A 3,246-nucleotide genomic window follows, 5' to 3' on the forward strand; every position below is an offset into this window, starting at 1 on the left:
TCAGGCGAGGAGGCCGGGGATGGTGGCTTCGTGGGCCTGGCGTAGTTCGTCGAGGGTGAGGGTGAACTGGTCCTGGAGGTCGATCCGGGTGCCGTCGATGACGCCGATGCGGGTGGCGGGCAGGCCGCGGGCGCCGCACATGTCGGTGAAGCGGAGTTCCTCGCTCCGGGGGACGGCCACGACGGCGCGGCCGGCGGACTCGCTGAACAGGAAGGTGAAGGCGTCCAGGTCGTCGGGGACGATGAGGCGGGCGCCGTTGCCGCCGCGCAGGCAGGACTCGACGACGGCCTGGATCAGTCCGCCGTCGGACAGGTCGTGGGCGGCGTCGATCATGCCGTCGCGGGAGGCGGCGATGAGGATGTCGGCCAGGAGTTTCTCCCGGTCCAGATCGACCTTCGGCGGCAGGCCGCCGAGGTGGTCGTGGATGACCTCGGACCAGGCCGAGCCGCCGAACTCCTCCCGCGTGTCGCCCAGCAGGTACAGCAGCTGGCCCTGTTCGGCGAAGGCGATGGGGGTGCGGCGGTTGACGTCGTCGATGACTCCGAGGACGGCGACGACGGGGGTGGGGTGGATCGCGGTGTCGCCGGTCTGGTTGTACAGCGAGACGTTGCCGCCGGTGACGGGGGTGCCGAGGGCCAGGCAGCCGTCGGCCAGGCCGCGGGTGGCTTCGGCGAACTGCCACATCACCGCCGGGTCCTCCGGAGAGCCGAAGTTCAGGCAGTCGGAGACCGCCAGCGGCCTGGCACCGGAGGCGGCCACATTGCGGTAGGACTCCGCCAGCGCCAGCTGCGCACCGGTGTAGGGGTCGAGCTTGGCGTAGCGGCCGTTGCCGTCGGTGGCGATCGCCACACCGAGGTTGGTCACCTCGTCGATGCGGATCATGCCCGAGTCCTCCGGCTGGGCCAGGACGGTGTTGCCCTGCACATACCGGTCGTACTGGTCGGTGATCCACGCCTTGGACGCCTGGTTCGGCGAGGACACCAGCTTCAGCACCTGCTCCCGCAGCTCCTCGGAGCTCCGCGGGCGGGGGAGCCTGCCCGCGTCGTCGGCCTGGAGAGCGTCCTGCCAGGCGGGACGGGCGTAGGGGCGGTGGTAGGTGGGGCCCTCGTGGGCGACGGTGCCCGGAGGCACGTCCACGATCTGCTCACCGTGCCAGAAGATCTCCAGCCGCTCACCGTCGGTGACCTCACCGATGACGGTGGCGATGACGTCCCACTTCTCGCAGATCTCCATGAACCGCTCCACATGCCGCGGTTCGACGATCGCGCACATGCGTTCCTGCGACTCGCTCATGAGGATCTCCTCCGGCGACAGCGACGCATCACGCAACGGCACCGAATCCAGCTCCACACGCATACCACCGGTGCCGGCCGAGGCCAGCTCGGACGTCGCACACGACAGGCCCGCGCCACCCAAATCCTGGATGCCGGCGACGAGCTTCTCCGCGAAGATCTCCAGAGTGCACTCGATCAGGAGCTTCTCCTGGAACGGGTCACCCACCTGCACCGCCGGCCGCTTGGCCGGCCTGGTGTCGTCGAACGTCTCCGACGCCAGGACCGACACACCCCCGATGCCGTCGCCGCCGGTCCGCGCCCCGTACAGGATGACCTTGTTCCCCGGGCCGGAAGCCTTCGCGAGGTGGATGTCCTCGTGCCGCATCACACCGATACAACCGGCGTTGACCAGCGGATTGCCCTGATAGCAGGAGTCGAAGACCACCTCACCACCAATGTTCGGCAGCCCCAGACAGTTGCCGTAACCACCGATACCCGCCACCACACCCGGCAGGACCCGCTTGGTGTCGGGATGATCCGCAGCCCCGAACCGCAGCGGATCGACCACCGCGACCGGACGCGCCCCCATCGCCAGGATGTCGCGGACGATACCGCCCACACCCGTGGCCGCACCCTGATACGGCTCGACGTACGAGGGGTGGTTGTGCGACTCGACCTTGAAGGTCACCGCATAACCCTGACCCACATCCACCACACCGGCGTTCTCACCGATACCCACCAGCATCGCGTCGTTGGCCGGCGCCTTCTCACCGAACTGCTTCAAATGGACCTTGCTGCTCTTGTACGAGCAGTGCTCCGACCACATCACCGAGTACATCGCCAGCTCCGCCCCCGTCGGGCGCCGGCCAAGGATCTCCCGGATCCGCTCGTACTCATCCCTCTTCAACCCGAGCTCAGCCCACGGCTGCTCGACATCAGGGGTCGCGGTCGCATGCTTGACGGTGTCGAGGGTCACGCTCGGTCGCTCCTTCGCGCGGGGTGGTGCCGTCGTCGCGGCGCGGGGCGCTCAGTCGCTCCCTCGGCCGTTCCGGTGTCGAGGCTCATCAGATGTTGACCAGCTTCTTGAGGATCGAGGTGAAGAAACCGAGCCCGTCGCTGCGGCCCGTACCGACCAGCGGCTCCACGGCGTGCTCGGGGTGCGGCATCAGCCCCACCACGTTGCCCGCGGCGTTCGTGATGCCGGCGATGTCCCGCAGCGAACCATTGGGGTTGAAGTCGACGTACCGGAACACCACCCGGCCCTCGCCCTCCAGCTCATCCAAAGTCCGCTCATCGGCCACATACCGGCCGTCGATGTTCTTCAGCGGAATGTGGATCTCCTGGCCCCGCTCATAGTCGGCCGTCCAGGCGGTCCCCGCGTTCTCCACCCGCAGCTTCTGATCACGGCAGATGAAGTGCAGATGGTTGTTGCGCAGCATCGCACCCGGCAGCAGATGCGACTCCGTCAGCACCTGAAAACCGTTGCAGATCCCCAGGACCGGCATCCCGGCCCCCGCCCGCTCGATGACCGAACCCATCACCGGCGAGAACCGCGAGATCGCACCCGCACGCAGGTAGTCCCCATAGGAGAACCCACCCGGCAGCACGACCGCGTCGACCCGCCTCAAATCCTCGTCCCGGTGCCACAGCGACACAGGTTCCGCGCCCGCGAGCCGGACCGCGCGCAACGCGTCCCGGTCATCGAGCGTCCCGGGGAAGGTCACCACCCCGATCCGAGCGGTCACGACTCCACCCTCACGACGAAGTCCTCGATGACAGTGTTGGCAAGGAACGTCTCAGCCATCTCACGGATACGAGCGAGCGCGGCGTCATCGACCGGCCCCTCCACATCCAGCTCGAAACGCTTCCCCTGACGAACGTCGGCGATCCCCCCGAAACCCAGGCGAGGCAGTGCACGCTGCACCGCCTGTCCCTGCGGGTCGAGGATCTCCGGCTTGAGCATGACGTCGAC

Annotated in this window: 3 protein-coding genes; all 3 read right to left on the bottom strand. The window is 68.0% G+C overall.

Features of this window, described 5'->3' with window-relative positions:
• Positions 1-2,250 (bottom strand): phosphoribosylformylglycinamidine synthase subunit PurL, encoded by a 2,250-nt coding sequence (gene purL / locus AC07DW_RS33865; protein WP_478861444.1) that lies wholly within the window; start codon positions 2,248-2,250, stop codon positions 1-3.
• A gap of 88 nt (positions 2,251-2,338) precedes the next feature.
• A complete protein-coding gene (gene purQ / locus AC07DW_RS33870; RefSeq protein ID WP_478861445.1) occupies positions 2,339-3,019 on the bottom strand; it encodes a phosphoribosylformylglycinamidine synthase subunit PurQ in 681 nt (226 codons plus the stop codon).
• The coding region (purS, locus tag AC07DW_RS33875; RefSeq protein WP_478861446.1) for a phosphoribosylformylglycinamidine synthase subunit PurS at positions 3,016-3,246 on the bottom strand (231 nt) is incomplete at its 5' end. The genes purS and purQ, both read right to left, overlap by 4 nt.

This window comes from Streptomyces sp. NPDC045701 (assembly GCF_056432045.1).